This is a genomic window from Streptomyces sp. NPDC000880, from assembly GCF_053599675.1.
In genome coordinates, this window is sequence record NZ_JBSFMS010000022.1 from 22,833 (window position 1) to 36,958 (window position 14,126).

Here is a 14,126-nt window from a genome sequence, read left to right on the forward strand (position 1 = left end):
GGTTGTGGCGATCTGCGGGCACGGTCGGCACGGCGTCGGTGTGGGCGCTGCGCCTTGGATGCTGCGCCGTGGGCGCTGGGCGGGGCCTGCTGCGCTATGGGCGCTGGGCGGTGCGTGCTGCGCCGCGGTACTGGACCGTGCCATGCCGCGCCGTGGGTCGGGACCGTCCGTGCCGCGCCGTGGTGGCGATCACCTCGACTTTTCCAGCAGGGCACTTGGGTTGCCCGCCCGTGGGTCCTGGGAGGTGTACTCCAGGCGGGCCCCGGCGAGCCGCAGCTTCACGCTGTGTGTGCCCGCCGTGCAGGTGTTGCCGTCCTTGCCACTGGACTTGCCCTCGGCGACCAGCTCCGTCCTGGTCGCGCTACGCAGTACGAGGTTGTCCTCGCAGGCGAAGCTCCCCAGGGCGTCGAACTGGTTGACCGTGCCGACCTTCGCGCCCGTCTTCCCGGAGCTGATGACGATCGTGAAGGTCCCGGCGTTGATCTTGCTGCCGGCGAAGTCGACCTGGAAGGGGCCCTTCCAGGTGCCGATGAAGCTCTTCACGACGGCGTTCGCCTGCCCGTCGGGATTGCCCGACGGGCTGTCCGACACCGACGGGCTGTCCGACACCGACGGGCTCTTGGTCTTCGGCGGCCCCGCCGCCGTGCTGTCACCCTTGTCGTTCCCGCGCGGGAACAGATCGAACAGCACCGCCCCGCCCACCGTCACCGCCGCCAGCGCACCTGCCACCGCCAGGGCCACCGTGCAGCTCACCTTGCGGCCCCGGCGTTCGCCCGGCGCGCCGGACCCGGTCGGTACGGAATCGGCCGTCATCGAGACGGAGAGCAGCCCGTTAGGGCTGTGTTGGCCCGGCAGCGCCGCGTCGCGGGGCGGCTCCACCGGTGGCCCGAACGTCCCGACCGCCGCACTGCTGAACGCCACCGGCCCCGACGCCACCGGGTCAGCCTGCGACGGCTCCAGATCCAGCAGGCTGACTGCCGACCGGCTGACCTGCTCGACCAGCCGGCCCGGCAGCCATCCCGCCCCGACCAGCGCGGCCGCCCCTCCGGGGGCCAGCCTGTTCGCGATGTCGACGGGCGCGGGCCGCGCGGCCGGGTCCTTGGCGAGGCAGTCTGCGACCAGCTCGCGCAAGTCCCCCTCCAGGGATCCCAGTTCGGGCTCCCCGTGCACCACCTTGTAGAGCAACGCCGCCGAGGAGTCGCCCGGGAAGGGTGCCGCGCCCAGCGCCGCGTACGCCAGCACCGCGCCCAGCGAGAAGACATCGGCCGCGCCCGTGACGACCTTGCCGAGGATCTGCTCCGGTGACATATAGCCGGGCGAGCCGACCGAGACCCCGGTGGAGGTGAGCGAGGCGGTGCCGTCGGTTGCCCGGGCGATCCCGAAGTCGATCAGCCGCGGCCCGTCCAGGGTCAGCAGCACATTGGACGGCTTCACATCCCGGTGCACCAGCTCAAGACGGTGCACGGCCGCCAGCGCCTCCGCGAGACCGGCGCCCAGCACCCGTACCGAATTCGTGGGCAGTGGACCGTGGTCGGCGACCGCCTGCGACAGGGCCGGACCGGCCACATACCTGGTCGCCAGCCAGGGCACCGGCGCCTCCGGGTCGGCGTCCAGCACCGGCGCCGTCCACTGCCCGCCGACCCGCCGCGCCGCCTCCACCTCACGCCGGAACCGCGCCCGGAACTCCTCGTCGAGCGCGAAATGCGGATGGACCACCTTCACCGCGACGGTTCGGCCGCCGGTGCTGCGCCCGAGATAGACGCGGCCCATCCCGCCCGCCCCCAGCCTGCCGAGCAGCCGGTACGCCCCGATGCTCTGCGGCTCGCCCGGATCCAGCGGCTGCATCTGCTCCCCCGATTGCCTGTTGTCTGCGTTGCCTCGCGTTGCGTCGACCTGCCGCGCTTCAGCCTAGGCCCGGCGTGTTCGGCACCACGAGGATTCCCGCCGCCCCGGAGCACACCAAGGACAACAACGTCTATCTGGCATTCCAGATCGGCACCAAGGAGTCCGGGATGAACAACCTCAAGGATTTCATCCGCGCCTACGGCAAGGGCCCGGTCAAGACCCGCCTCCAGGTCATCCAGGACGGCGAGCACAACGCCAAGACCTATGTGAAGGGCATGGGGACGGAACCATCCAGTGGATCAGCGAGCACATGCAGGCCCCCATCCCCGCGTCCTGACCCCGCCTCGTCACGGTTACCGGCTGCCGAGCAGCTCCACTGTCACATCAGCCGGGAACCCGCTCGTCGGACCGGTCCGGCGCGCGAATTCCCGTACACCCGCGAGCTGCTCGGCCCCGAAACGGAAGTCCAGCGTCGTGAAGTAGCGCTCAAGGAGCTCCGCGTCGAAGGTCTCCCAGCGCGCCGCCTGCTCGGCCACCTTGGCGACCTCCTCCAGGGAGACGTCCCTCGATGCGAGGAAGGCCTCGTGGACCTTCTGTACGACGACGGGCTCGCGCGCCAGGTAGTCCTTGCGCGCAGCCCACACCGCGAAGACGAACGGCAGCCCGGTCCACTCCTTCCACATCAGTCCCAGATCGTGGACCTGGAGGCCGAGCTTCGGCGCGTCGTGCAGCGAGGCCCGCAACGCGGCGTCGCCGATCAGCACGGCCGCATCCGCCTCCTGCATCATCAGGCCGAGATCGGGCGGGCACGTGTAGTAGTCGGGCGTCACCTTGTACTGCTCGGCCAGCAGCAGCTGGGCCAGCCGTACCGACGTACGCGACGTGGAGCCGAGCGCCACCCGCGCCCTGTCGAGCCGCTCCAGCGGCACCTGGGACACGATCACGCAGGACATGACCGGCCCGTCGCAGCCGACCGCGAGGTCGGGGAAGGCGACGAGCTGATCGGCGTTGCGCAGGAATTCGACGAGAGTGATCGGCGCGATGTCGAGGGCGCCGCGCACCAGCTGCTCGCTGAGCTTCTCCGGGGTGTCCTTCGTCAGCTCAAGATCGAGGAGAGTTCCGGTACGCGCCAGACCCCAGTACAGGGGCAGACAGTTCAGGAACTGGATGTGGCCGACGCGGGGCCGGCTGCGACGGTGGTCGGTTGCTGTGCTTTCTCCAAGACTGTCCACATCGCGAGGCTAGACCTGCGGCGTGCGGCCGGGGGTGCCGGGGCCGTACGCGCGCCCGAACACGCGCCCTTCCCGAGCTGCGATTCGTCCGCAATTCGCCCGCCAATCGTCAGCGGATCAAGGCCCCGTCAAACGTCCGGGTGACGTGATCTTTCCCTCTACCGCTGCGCACACGCTGCGTGCTAGGCTCAACGCAAGTTGCAGTTTGGTTTCCCTTGCAGTACAGAGCCTGCGGAGCATGTAACCCGCAGGCTTTTGTAGTTTTCAGACTTCTTGCAGGTTCTGGAGCAGGGCAACCCTTTGGCCCAAGGAGGGCTTATGGCTACCGGAACCGTCAAGTGGTTCAACGCTGAAAAGGGCTTCGGCTTCATCGCCCAGGACGGCGGCGGCCCGGATGTCTTCGTCCACTACTCCGCGATCAACGCGACCGGCTTCCGCTCCCTCGAGGAGAACCAGGTCGTGAACTTCGACGTCACCCAGGGCCCGAAGGGCCCGCAGGCGGAGAACGTCACCCCGGCCTAGTCAGCCACGGGTCGGCGATCGCGAACGACTTAGCAGTACCAAGGAGCCCCGTTCTATAAGGATCGGGGCTCCTGCCTTTCCGGACTTTCTGGCTTTCTGGCCTTTCTCGCCTTTCTCCCCCGCCATCACCGCGTGCGACACATGCCGCGACCCTCCCATGACCTTCTGCAAGGGCAAGATGCCGGCGGACGTGAGGATCAGGTCCTTCTTGCGGCCGTGATGCTGAGATACGTGATGCCGAGATATCCGTCCGCGCCCGGACCCCACACCGCGCCCGGATGGTTGAGCGAGATCACCCCGCCCGACCCTTCTCGTCCGCGGCTGCGTACGCCGGCTCCAGTGTGTGGACGGCAGCTTGCCGTCCACAGCCGGGAGCCCGATCCGTACCGCCTTTTCGAAACGCTCACGCCCTCCCTCCCGCGACTCGGCGAGCGCCGGCACGCCGAGTGGGCCTGCGAAGACTGGGCACGGACGGCAGACGCGTCGGCTGCGCCTCGGCCGGCTTGGCGACGACGTCCTCGATGCGCCCGCCGAAGTAGCAGAGCTCCCTGGCAGCTCCCCGGCGGGCATCATCTACCAGCACGACGTGGCGCAGAAGGAACGCGAGCCCTGGTGCGCGAAGGGCATGTGGGGCACGTGGGGCACGAACGTGCAGTGGCGCGCGATCCTCGTTGGCGAGCATATGAGCGGCGTGATCACTGAGTCGGTCCCGGCGGCGAACTGGCTGGCGGACCGGTTCGCGGGGCGGGTGGCAGCCTGCAGCTGCTGGCGGGCGGACGACGGAAGACGGGAGCTGGGGCTGGCGCCCGGCCCCGGCCGCAGGGGACGATTGGGGACAGAGGTGTGGAGGCAGCGGGACGAGCGGGAGGACGAGTCGTGACCGAACGCAAGCCGCCGGGCGTCAGCTTCGAGTCGTGGGTCGACAAGCAGATCCGCGAGGCGTCGGAGCGTGGGGACTTCAGGGACCTGCCGGGGTTCGGGAAGCCGCTGCCCGACGTTGATCGCACGTACGACGACCTGTGGTGGGTCAAGCAGAAAATGCACCGCGAGCACCTCTCCTACCTGCCGCCCACGCTCGCCCTGCGCAAGGAGGCCGAGGACGCCCTGGAGGCTGCGCGGCGCGCGCCGTCCGCGGCCGAGGTGCGGCGGATCCTGGTGGAGGTCAACGAGAAGATCGCCGCGGCGATCCGCCGCCCTCCGCCGGGTCCCCCGCTGGGGCTCCAGCCTTTCGACGTCGACGCTGTCGTACGCGACTGGCGCTCCGGCCGGCCCGCAGGCTGAGGGTCCCACCCCCTGGGGATGCGCCGGAGATACGCCTGGGGATACGCCTGGGGATACGGCCGCGTGCTATGCCGCGTACTCGTGGGGTGGGTTCTCGTACGCGTGTCCCGTGGGGCTGGTCCAGGTGATCACCCCGGTGTCCGGGTCCCGTTCGATCACCCAGTCCGGGCAGATGGTCTTCATCCGGTGGTGGCGTCGGCAGAGCGGATGCAGGTTCTCCGGCACGGTCTGGCCGCCCGCCTCAGGATCGTCGTGGTTGAACGGCTCCCGGTGGTCGAGGTCGCAGCGGTGGGCGGGCATGCGGCAGGAGGGGAACGTGCAGTAGCCGTCGCGGGCAATCACGTGGCGCTCGGTCTCGGCGGTGGGCTTGTACGTGGCAGGGTCGGTCTTGATCAGCAGCCCCGTCTTCGGCGCGACGATCAGTCGCCGCCAGATCGTGCCCTCGGCGAAGGCGATCTTCCTTGCCTGGGAGGCGGTGATAGGGCCGTAGCCCTTCAGGTCCGCCGGGCCGTCTTCGTTGCCAATGAGGACGTCGAGCGGAACGGTCACCTGCACCACAGCCGCCTGTCGGCCTTGACCGCCCTCTGCCCGGCCCTGATCCCGCCTCTGTCCCTCGCGTTGGCCGCCCTGGCCACGCGGTGAACGGGCATCCGCGACACGGCCGTTGACCACCAGGTCGAAGAGGGCGTCCACCCGCTTCTGCTCCAGGGTGCGAGCCATGTCGGTGTACGTCGCGGCATGCGCGTCCACAGCCTGAGTCATCCTGGCCGCCTGCTCAGCGGGCAGGATCGCGCCGAAGAGCGCCATGCCGTCGTCCTGCGGGCTGTGCACCATCTCCCGCTGCCGCTTGCGTACTTCGTGACGGCGCTCCGCGCCCTCCGGGTCCGCCTTCACGATCTGGCGGCCGAGCGCCCTTCTGCTCTGCCCGGCCGCCAGCGACGGGAGTTTGGGCAGCATCGCCGCCTCCACTTCCACGGCCACCTCGGTAGGCAGCACGAGGCAGGTCTCCGCCATGATCCGCGCCTGCTGGTACGAGATGTCCCCGCGCTCCAGCAGGCCCAGCGTGGCGGGATAGCGGTTGAGAACGTTCGACCCGCCGGGAACCCCCGCACACACCCGCCCTCACACCCACCCCGCATCCGCCCCCACCGGGGCAGCGCCGTCCCCGCGACGTCAGTGGCGCGGTTGCGGCAGCGTCGGCAGCTTCGCGTCGTACAGCCACATCGTGAACAGCCCGTCGAGCGGATGCGGGGAGTGCCGCTGGGCGAGCGCTATGAACTCCTCGGTGGTCACCACCCCGTGCCGGTGGCTCGCGGTCCACTCCCGCAGCAACGTCACGAACGCCGCGTGCCCGATCACCGTACGCAGCGCGTGCAGCGTGAGCCCGCCCCGCTCATAGAGCCGCTCGTCGAACAACCGCCGCAGGCCCGGGTCGCCGATCCGGATGTCCTGGCGCCTCAGGGCCAGTTTGGCCCGGGACTTGGCGGCCAGTGCGGCCGCCGAGGGGCCGCCGGACACCTCGGACCAGAGCCACTCGGCGTACTTGGCGAAGCCCTCGTTGAGCCATATGTGCCGCCAGTCGGCGACGCTCAGGCTGTTGCCGAACCACTGGTGGGCCAGCTCGTGCGCGACCAGGCGTTCGCTGCCGCGCCTCCCGTCCACATGATTGGCCCCGAAGATCGAAAGGCCCTGTGCCTCGACAGGCACGTCCAGTTCCTCGTCCACCACCACGACCGCGTAGTCGTCGAAGGGGTAGGGGCCGAAGAGGTCCGTGAAGGCGGTCATCATCTGCGGCTGCCGGGCGAAGTCGTGCTCGAAACGGCTGAGCAGCCGCCGGGGCACGGCGGCCGGCTGCGGCACCTGCCCGGCGTGCTGCATCTCGACCAGCTCGTACAGGCCGATCTGGACGGTCGCGAGATAGCTGGACATGGGCGCCGGCTGCTCGTACACCCATGTGGTGGTGGAGGCGCTGATCGTACGAGAGGTGAGGGTGCCGTTGGCAACCACGGTGTACGGGGAAGGGGTGGTCACCGCGATCCGGTAGGCGGCCTTGTCGCTAGGGCGGTCGTTGCAGGGGAACCAGGAGCGGGCGCCGCTCGGCTGGGAGGCCACCAGCGCGCCCTCCTCCAACTGTTCCCAGCCGAGGTCGCCCCAGTCGCGGGTGCGGACAGGCCGCGGGACGCCGGTGTAACGCACCTCGACGGTGAAGGCGGCCCCGGCGCGCAACGGCCGGGCGGGCCGTACCCGCAACTTGTCGGCGCGGTGCGTGTACCGGGCCGGGCGGGCGCCGTCCACGAGTACGCGGTTGATACGGAACGGGCCAAGGTCCAGAGCGACCTCGGGCAGCTCGCGTTCGGCGACGGCGCTGATCCTGGCCCGGCCGGAGAGCCGCCCGGCGTACGGACGGTAGTCCAGCTCCAGGTCGTACTCCGTCGTCCGGTAGCCGCTGTCACCGTGCTGCGGCAGGTACGAATCCGTCACCCTTGTGCGCCCTCTGTGTCTTTCTCATCGTGCGATCTCGGTGCCGCGGCCTTTCTCATCGTCAACTTCCGTGCCGCGGCCTTTCTCATCCTGCAGTTTCTCCGTGCCGCCCTCATCACGTGGCTTCCGTGCCCCGCCGTCACGCCCGTCACACCCATCACGCCCATCACCCCGCGTCCGTGCCCCGCTCATCGCGTTGCCAGGCCGCGATCGGATTCCCCAGCCAGCGGGTCCCCGCCGGCACCCTCTCCCCTCGCATCACCAGCGAGGCCGGACCGACCGCCGCCCGTTCGCCGATGACCGCGCCGGGCAGCGCGATGCCGTGCGGGCCCAGCGTCGCGCCCGCTTCGAGGACGACATTGTCCATACGCATGATCCGGTCATGGAAGAGGTGAGTCTGCACAACACACCCGCGATTGACGCTCGCCCCGCCGCCGACCGTCACAAGGTCGGCCTCCGGCAACCAGTACGTCTCGCACCACGCCCCGCGGCCTATGCGGGCGCCGAGCCCGCGCAGCCACAGGTTCATCAGCGGAGTTCCGCTGGTGGCGCCGACCAGCCACGGCACGGCAAGCACCTCGACAAATGTGTCGGCGAGCTCGTTGCGCCATACGAAGGACGACCACAGCGGGTGCTGGGCGGCCCGGAAACGGCCGACCAGCAGCCACTTCGCCGCGATCGCGACGACGCAGGCCACCAATCCCGCGGCGAGCAGCAACCCGCCGCCGCACAGCACCGCGAGGCCGACGCCGATGCGGGCGGCCAGCAGCTCGAAGGCCGCGAGGGCCAGTACCGCGAGGGCCGCGCCACATATGACCGGCACGATCCGGCAGGCCTCGACGGCCGCGCGGGCCCATATCAGCCGCTTCGGCGGGTGGAAGGTACGGCTCTGGTCGCCTTCTTCGGCCGCCCGTGGCAGCTTCATCGGCGGCATCCCGAGCCAGGAGCTGCCCGCCTTCGCCCGCTTCGGAGTGGCGGACAGTACGCCGACCAGGCCGCGTTTGGGCACGGAACGGCCCGCGGCCGTCATCCCGGAGTTGCCGAGGAAGGCCCGCTTGCCGATCCGCGCCTCGGCGATCCGCAGCCAGCCGCCGCCGAGCTCGTACGAGGCGACCATCGTGTCGTCGGCGAGGAACGCCCCGTCGCCGACCGTCGTCATCGCGGGCAGCGCCAGCACGGTCGACGCCTCGACCCCGCGGCCCACCTTCATGCCCAGGGCTCGCAGCCACACGGGCGTGAACAGGCTCGCGTACAGCGGGAAGAGGTGCACCCGCGCCATGTCCATCAGCCGCTCGGTCGCCCACGCCTGCCAGGCGACCCGGCCGTGAACGGGGTAGTAGCCCTCTCGCAGGCCGATGCTGAGCAGCCGTACGCCGACCAGGACGATCAGCGCGTACGTGACCATGGCGACGACCGTCGCGAGCGGCACGGCGGTCAGGGCGGCCGTCAGCGCTTCACCGATGCCGGTGCGGCCGCGCAGGAACAGGCCGATCACCAGCAGGCCCGGCAGCGCGGCGAGCGCGGGCAGCAGCCCGAGCGCCAGCGATGTGAGCGAGTAGACCGTGGTCCAACGGCGCCTGCGCGGCGGGCGGCCGTCCGGGAGGTGGCGGTTGGTCTTGCCCTTGCGGGCCGCCGGCACACCGGCCCAGCGCTCGCCGGCCGGAACCGCGCCCGTCACACCCGACCCGGGGGCGATCTGGGCCCGCTTGCCGATCCGTGCGCCCGGGAAGAGCGTGCTGCGTGCGCCGACGGTGGCTCCGGCGCCGACCCGTACGGCGCCGATGTGCAGCCGGTCGCCGTCGAGCCAGTGCCCGGACAGATCAACCTCGGGCTCGACCGCGCAGCCCTTGCCGAGGCGCAGCATCCCGGTCACCGGCGGCAGCGCGTGCAGATCGACGTCGTCGCCGATACGGACGCCGAGCGCCCGTGCGTAGTACGTGAGCCACGCGCCGGCGAGGCTGGTGGCGCCGCTGAGTTCGGCGAGACGTTCGGCCGTCCACAGCCGCAGATGGACGCCGCCGCCGCGCGGATACGCACCGGGGCGCAGGCCGCGCAGCAACAGCCGCGCACCACCCGCCGCGATCACGATCCGCCCTGGCGGGCTGAGGGCGAGCAGCCAGCCGAGGGCCACCCACCACCACGACACGGTGGGCGCCCACGGCAGTCCGAGCACGTTCCCCAGCAGATTGCTGACCGCGGCCGCCACCACGCCCCAGCGCAGCCCGGCGACACCGAGCAGGGGCAGCATGAGCAGCATCTGGGCGAATCCGGTACGGCGCGGCACCGGCCGCACCTCCCCGGCCTCGGGTCCGCCGGTGGAAGACGCGTCCAGCGTCCGGGCGAGCGCGCCGAGCGTCGGGTTCTGGTAGATGTCGCCGACCGACCCGGCCGCGTACCGCTCCCGGATGCGTGACACGAGCTGCGCGGCGGCCAGGCTGCCGCCGCCGTTGAGAAAGAAGTCCGCGTCGGGGCCGGTGACCGGGGTGCCGAGGAGGTCAGCCCACTGCTCGGCCAGCCAGGCTTCGGTGACGGTGAGTTCGGCGTCCTCGGCCGGGGTGTCCACGTTCGGCAGGGGCCAGGGCAGCGCGGCCCGGTCCACCTTGCCGGAGGTACGGGTGGGGAGGGTGTCGACGACGGCGAGCAGCGGCACGAGGGCGGCGGGCAGCTCCTTGCGCAGCCGTTTCACGCTGTCGGCCTGGTCGAAGCCTTCGCTCTCGACGCTGTCGCTACCGACGCTGTCCCTCCCGACGACACCTTCGCTCTCGACGCTGTCGCTACCGACGCTGTGCCTCCAGACGACACCTTCGCTCTCGACGCCGTCGCGCCCGGCACCGTCGCGCCCGGCGGCGCCCCTTCCTGCGGCGTCCCTTCCGGCCGCGTCGCTCTCGACGACGTAGCCGACCAGCAGCTGATGTCCGCCTGCGGTGGTACGAACCGCGGCCGCCGCTCCCGCCACGCCGGGCAGGGCCTGCAGCGCAGCGTCGATCTCGCCGAGTTCGATACGGCGGCCACCGAGCTTGATCTGCTCGTCCGCGCGGCCGACGAAGAGCAGGCCGTCCACCTCCGCCCTCACCAGGTCGCCGCTGCGGTAGGCGCGGTCCCAGCCGAGGGCGGGCAGGGGTGCGTACTTCTCGGCGTCCTTCTCCGCGTCCAGGTAACGGGCGAGGCCGACGCCGCCGATGACGAGCTCACCGGTCTCGCCCATGGACACGAGGTCGCCCTGGGCGTCCACGACGGCGAGCTCCCAGCCGTCGAGCGGCAACCCGATCCGTACCGGCCCTTCGCCGGTCAGGAGCGCGCCGCAGGCGACGACAGTGGCCTCGGTCGGGCCGTAGGTGTTCCAGACCTCACGCCCTGTGACGGCCATCCGATCGGCCAGCTCGGGCGGGCAGGCCTCGCCCCCGAAGATCAGCAGCCGTACGTCGTCGAGTGCCTCGGCCGGCCACAGCGCGGCAAGGGTGGGGACCGTCGAGACGACGGTGATGCGCTGCTCGACCAGCCAGGGGCCGAGGTCGACGCCGGTACGTACGAGCAAGCGGGGCGCGGGGACCAGGCAGGCACCGTGCCGCCAGGCGAGCCACATCTCCTCGCAGGAGGCGTCGAAGGCGACGGACAGCCCCGCGAGAACGCGGTCGCCGGGGGCGAGGGGCTTCTCCGCCAGGAAAAGGCGGGCCTCGGCGTCGACGAAGGCGGCGGCGCTGCGGTGGGTGACGGCGACGCCCTTGGGCTTGCCGGTGGAACCGGAGGTGAAGATGATCCACGCGTCGTCGTCCGGCCCCGGGCGCTTGCCTGTTTCACTCGCAGGGGCGCCCCACGGCACGTCATCGTCCAGACCTGGCCCGGAACCCGCGACACTCGCGACACCCGCGCGGGCGCCCCACGGCTCGATCGTCCGCCCTGCGCCGATGACCGCGCTCACCGCGGCCTCGGTGAAAACCAGTTCGGCGCGCTCGTCGGGGTCCTCGGCGTCGACCGGGACGTAGGCGGCTCCCGCTGCGAGTACGGCGAGAATCGACACATACAGGTCGGCTGTCCCCGACGGCACGCGTACGCCGACGCGGTCGCCGACACCGATCCCGGCGGCGGTCAGACGCAGCCGCATCGTCTGGACCTCGGCGAGCATTTCGCGGTACGTGAGGGGCGCGGCGCCGTCGTCGACGGCTGATGCGTCCGGGTGACGGCGGGCGGTCTCGTCGAGGATGTCGAGGAGGGTGCGCTCGGGGGCTGCGGCTCCCGCGGTGAAGAGCGCGGGCGCGGGCGCCTCGTCGAGCAGCGGGTCGAGCAGCGTCAGGGACTCGGCGGCCACGGTCATACAGCGTCCCGCAGGTCGCCCGGAACGGTTTGGATCCGGTGGATGACTGCCCGGCTCGTACGCATCTCTCACTCTCCGTAGGTCGTGTCGAGTGCGCTGCGAATCCCCGTTCCGCGCACGGCAAACGGCGAGTTTACCCAGCGTTAACCTGACTCGCCTGTTGTGCGCGGCACACCCCATTCGCTCCCGTCGGCCCGCCCGGATCGCGACCGAACGGCATCATGCCTGCCCGTAAGGGTGAATGCGGGCATCCTCCGTACAGCGTCCCGACCCGGCGCCGACCGCCCGGGTGTGGCGAAGGGCACTCTCCGGTCACCCTGCGTTCACGCGGAGCGGTCGTCCGACGCGGCTGCTTTACCGCCGTCCGCAGCAGGATGTCCTGCTGTTCCGACCAGAAGTCAAAGTGACGAGTAGCCACCTCTGCGCCGACGGTGCATCGTCAGTCCGGGCGTACGAATCGACCCGGCCCGCCTCGCAGCGTACGCACATATCTGCGGCTTCCGGCAGACAGACCGCTGCCGCTCCCGTCAGTCGGCGTCAGGCGCCGCTACGGCGCGGCCTCCGGCGACCGCAACCCCATCCCATCTGCACCCGCTGACCGCGAGGCCCTTCGGCTTCCCGCATGCGATCGCCCACGGCATGTGGACGTCAGCCCGCTGCCTGGCTGAGGCGGACACCAGTCAAGTGGCGTACGTACGAGCGGAGTTCAAGGCCCCTGTACCGCTCCCCACGACCGCGACCTACGCAACCGACGGCACCGTCTTCCAACTCCGCAGCGGCGACCGCGTCCACCTCACCGGGGAGACCAGCGCTCACCCTTCATCAGGTCGCCCAGCCCCATCCAGGCGAAGTTCATGAGCGTCCCCGCCGCTTCCTTCGCCGAGACGCCCCCGGTCTCGTTCGCCCACCCCGCGAGCGACTCCGCCGCACCCACCAACGCCTGTGCGAGCCCGGCCAGATCCCGGTCGGCCAGCTCGGGGCCCTGGTGGGCCTCGCGAGCCGCGGCTCCGATGAGACCGGTCACGAACGCGACGATCTCGTCCCGCATCGCCGCCACCTCCGCGGCGAACGGCTCCCCGTGCGTCCGCGCCTGACGGTGCAGCACAGACCAGCCGTCCGGGTGCTCGGCGGTGTGCGTGAAGAACGCCGCGAGCCCCGCCCACAGCTGCCGGTCCGCCGGCAGCCCCGGATCGACGCCCGCCTGCACGGCGGCGATCAGCGCCTTCGACTCGCGCCGGATGCACGCCGTGAAGAGCTCTTCCTTGGAGCTCAGGTACAGATAGACCAGCGGCTTGGAGACCCCGGCCAGCTCCGCGATCTCGTCCATCGAGGCAGCCCGGTAGCCGCGCTGCCCGAAGGTCTGCACGGCGGCGTCCATCATCTGCCGCTCGCGCAAGGCGCGCGGCATGCGTTTGCTTCTGACGCCCTTCACGGCACCCATGTCAGACATCCTCCCGCCCCACACACATCCTTACTTCGCGGTAAGCCTACGACCCCCGGGAGGAGCCCAAGAACGCGGAACGGCCCCCCTTCCAGCACGAAAGGGGGGCCGCGCCACGATCCAGACCAGGTCAGGACTGCAACCTGACCAGAACCACTAGCCGAGTCGAGCGCCTGGGACAGGCTACGGCGACGTCGGCGACGTCACGGCATCCCAATCGCCGTCACACGTAAGGGCCGGGCCGACAGGGTTGAAGTCGCACTCGGTCTCCCACACGACCCCGGCCGTGGTCAGCCCCTGGATGATGATCGGCACAGTGAGGGGGAGGGGGTCCGGGTCTACCTCGATCGCCCCGTCAGTGCTCACCGTGATGGAACAGAGGTCCGCCGGCAACGGCACGCCGTCAACCGGGTCCGTGGGGGGGAAGAGTGGCACCCACGTGGTGAAGTCGGTCCCGACTGTTCGGACTGCCGCATAGGCCTCGACAGGGCCCGCGACCGGATCGAAGAGCGCGGCGGCGATCTGGTGGGTGGGGGCGACCGCCGTGGGGTAGTTGAAGGAGTCGATGTCGTTGCACGGCCCGGCCGGCCCAGTGTTGCCGGTGGCGCCCCTAGGGCCCCTGGGGCCCCTTTCGCCCCTTTCGCCCCTGTCGCCCTTGTCGCCCCGGCAGCGGTCGTCGTCGCCGCCGACCCGTACGGACTTCCCCTGGCTCGTGACGACGGTGCAGTCGTCCCCGCCCGACGGGCCGGCCACACTCACGCCGTCAGATGCCATGCCGCTCTGCGAAGCGGCAAGCGCGGGGCTCGTGATCCCCACAAGCGTGAGGACCAGCGAAGCGATGGTGCCGCCGGCCAGCAATGCACTGCGTCTGGGAAGCGGACCCAGAGAGGATCTGCTCCTGTTCTCAGAATTCATTCACTGCTCCTTTTGGAACCGGATTTTGGAACCCGGATCGAATGATGCACCGGAAGCGGGTTCGAGCTTCCCTCGAATTCTTCGGTTCACAGACGCA

10 protein-coding genes and 1 pseudogene are annotated in these 14,126 nt (G+C 70.6%); 4 read left to right on the top strand and 7 right to left on the bottom strand.

Going from position 1 to position 14,126, the window contains the following annotated elements; translation table 11 throughout:
• Window positions 1–189: 189 nt before the first annotated feature.
• Together ACWDO5_RS10315 and ACWDO5_RS10320 are read right to left on the bottom strand one after the other, a co-directional pair.
• The gene (locus ACWDO5_RS10315) at window positions 190–1,845 is read right to left on the bottom strand and encodes a serine/threonine-protein kinase (protein WP_450529896.1); all 1,656 of its coding nucleotides are present in this window, start codon (window positions 1,843–1,845) and stop codon (window positions 190–192) included.
• A 353-nt stretch (window positions 1,846–2,198) separates the two neighbouring features.
• Entirely contained in the window at window positions 2,199–3,077 is an 879-nt protein-coding gene (locus tag ACWDO5_RS10320; RefSeq protein WP_450529897.1) for a menaquinone biosynthetic enzyme MqnA/MqnD family protein, read from the bottom strand.
• A 318-nt stretch (window positions 3,078–3,395) separates the two neighbouring features.
• Here ACWDO5_RS10320 and ACWDO5_RS10325 point away from each other — a divergent pair, with 318 nt between their 5' ends.
• The 3 genes from ACWDO5_RS10325 (at window position 3,396) to ACWDO5_RS10335 (ending at window position 4,880) form a co-directional block, all read left to right on the top strand.
• Window positions 3,396–3,599 (top strand): cold-shock protein, encoded by a 204-nt coding sequence (locus tag ACWDO5_RS10325; RefSeq protein ID WP_017948713.1) that lies wholly within the window; start codon window positions 3,396–3,398, stop codon window positions 3,597–3,599.
• 586 nt (window positions 3,600–4,185) lie between these two features.
• The gene (locus tag ACWDO5_RS10330) at window positions 4,186–4,479 is read left to right on the top strand and encodes a hypothetical protein (RefSeq protein WP_450529898.1); all 294 of its coding nucleotides are present in this window, start codon (window positions 4,186–4,188) and stop codon (window positions 4,477–4,479) included.
• On the top strand, window positions 4,476–4,880 hold the full coding sequence (locus tag ACWDO5_RS10335; RefSeq protein ID WP_450529899.1) for a DnaJ family domain-containing protein: 405 nt from the start codon (window positions 4,476–4,478) through the stop codon (window positions 4,878–4,880). The genes ACWDO5_RS10330 and ACWDO5_RS10335 overlap by 4 nt, the downstream gene beginning before the upstream one ends.
• Before the next feature lie 66 nt (window positions 4,881–4,946).
• Here ACWDO5_RS10335 and ACWDO5_RS10340 read toward each other — a convergent pair whose 3' ends face one another.
• The 3 genes from ACWDO5_RS10340 to ACWDO5_RS10350 all read right to left on the bottom strand — a co-directional run bounded on the left by ACWDO5_RS10340 (window position 4,947) and on the right by ACWDO5_RS10350 (window position 11,673).
• Window positions 4,947–5,996, bottom strand: coding sequence for a DUF222 domain-containing protein (locus tag ACWDO5_RS10340; protein WP_450529900.1), 1,050 nt, complete (start codon window positions 5,994–5,996; stop codon window positions 4,947–4,949).
• A 57-nt stretch (window positions 5,997–6,053) separates the two neighbouring features.
• The gene (locus ACWDO5_RS10345; RefSeq protein ID WP_450529901.1) at window positions 6,054–7,361 is read right to left on the bottom strand and encodes a M1 family metallopeptidase; all 1,308 of its coding nucleotides are present in this window, start codon (window positions 7,359–7,361) and stop codon (window positions 6,054–6,056) included.
• 166 nt (window positions 7,362–7,527) lie between these two features.
• Entirely contained in the window at window positions 7,528–11,673 is a 4,146-nt protein-coding gene (locus tag ACWDO5_RS10350) for a Pls/PosA family non-ribosomal peptide synthetase (protein WP_450529902.1), read from the bottom strand.
• Window positions 11,674–12,149: 476 nt separating this feature from the next.
• Between ACWDO5_RS10350 and ACWDO5_RS10355 the strand changes: the two are divergent.
• Window positions 12,150–12,531, top strand: a pseudogene (locus tag ACWDO5_RS10355) (MaoC family dehydratase); the annotation flags it as partial.
• On the opposite strand, the gene ACWDO5_RS10360 reads toward ACWDO5_RS10355, so the two are convergent.
• Both ACWDO5_RS10360 and ACWDO5_RS10365 read right to left on the bottom strand, forming a co-directional pair.
• Window positions 12,467–13,114, bottom strand: coding sequence for a TetR/AcrR family transcriptional regulator (locus tag ACWDO5_RS10360; RefSeq protein ID WP_450529903.1), 648 nt, complete (start codon window positions 13,112–13,114; stop codon window positions 12,467–12,469). The pseudogene ACWDO5_RS10355 and the gene ACWDO5_RS10360 sit on opposite strands and share 65 nt — an antisense overlap.
• 183 nt (window positions 13,115–13,297) lie before the next feature.
• Entirely contained in the window at window positions 13,298–14,029 is a 732-nt protein-coding gene (locus ACWDO5_RS10365) for a hypothetical protein (RefSeq protein WP_450529904.1), read from the bottom strand.
• Window positions 14,030–14,126: the final 97 nt, after the last annotated feature.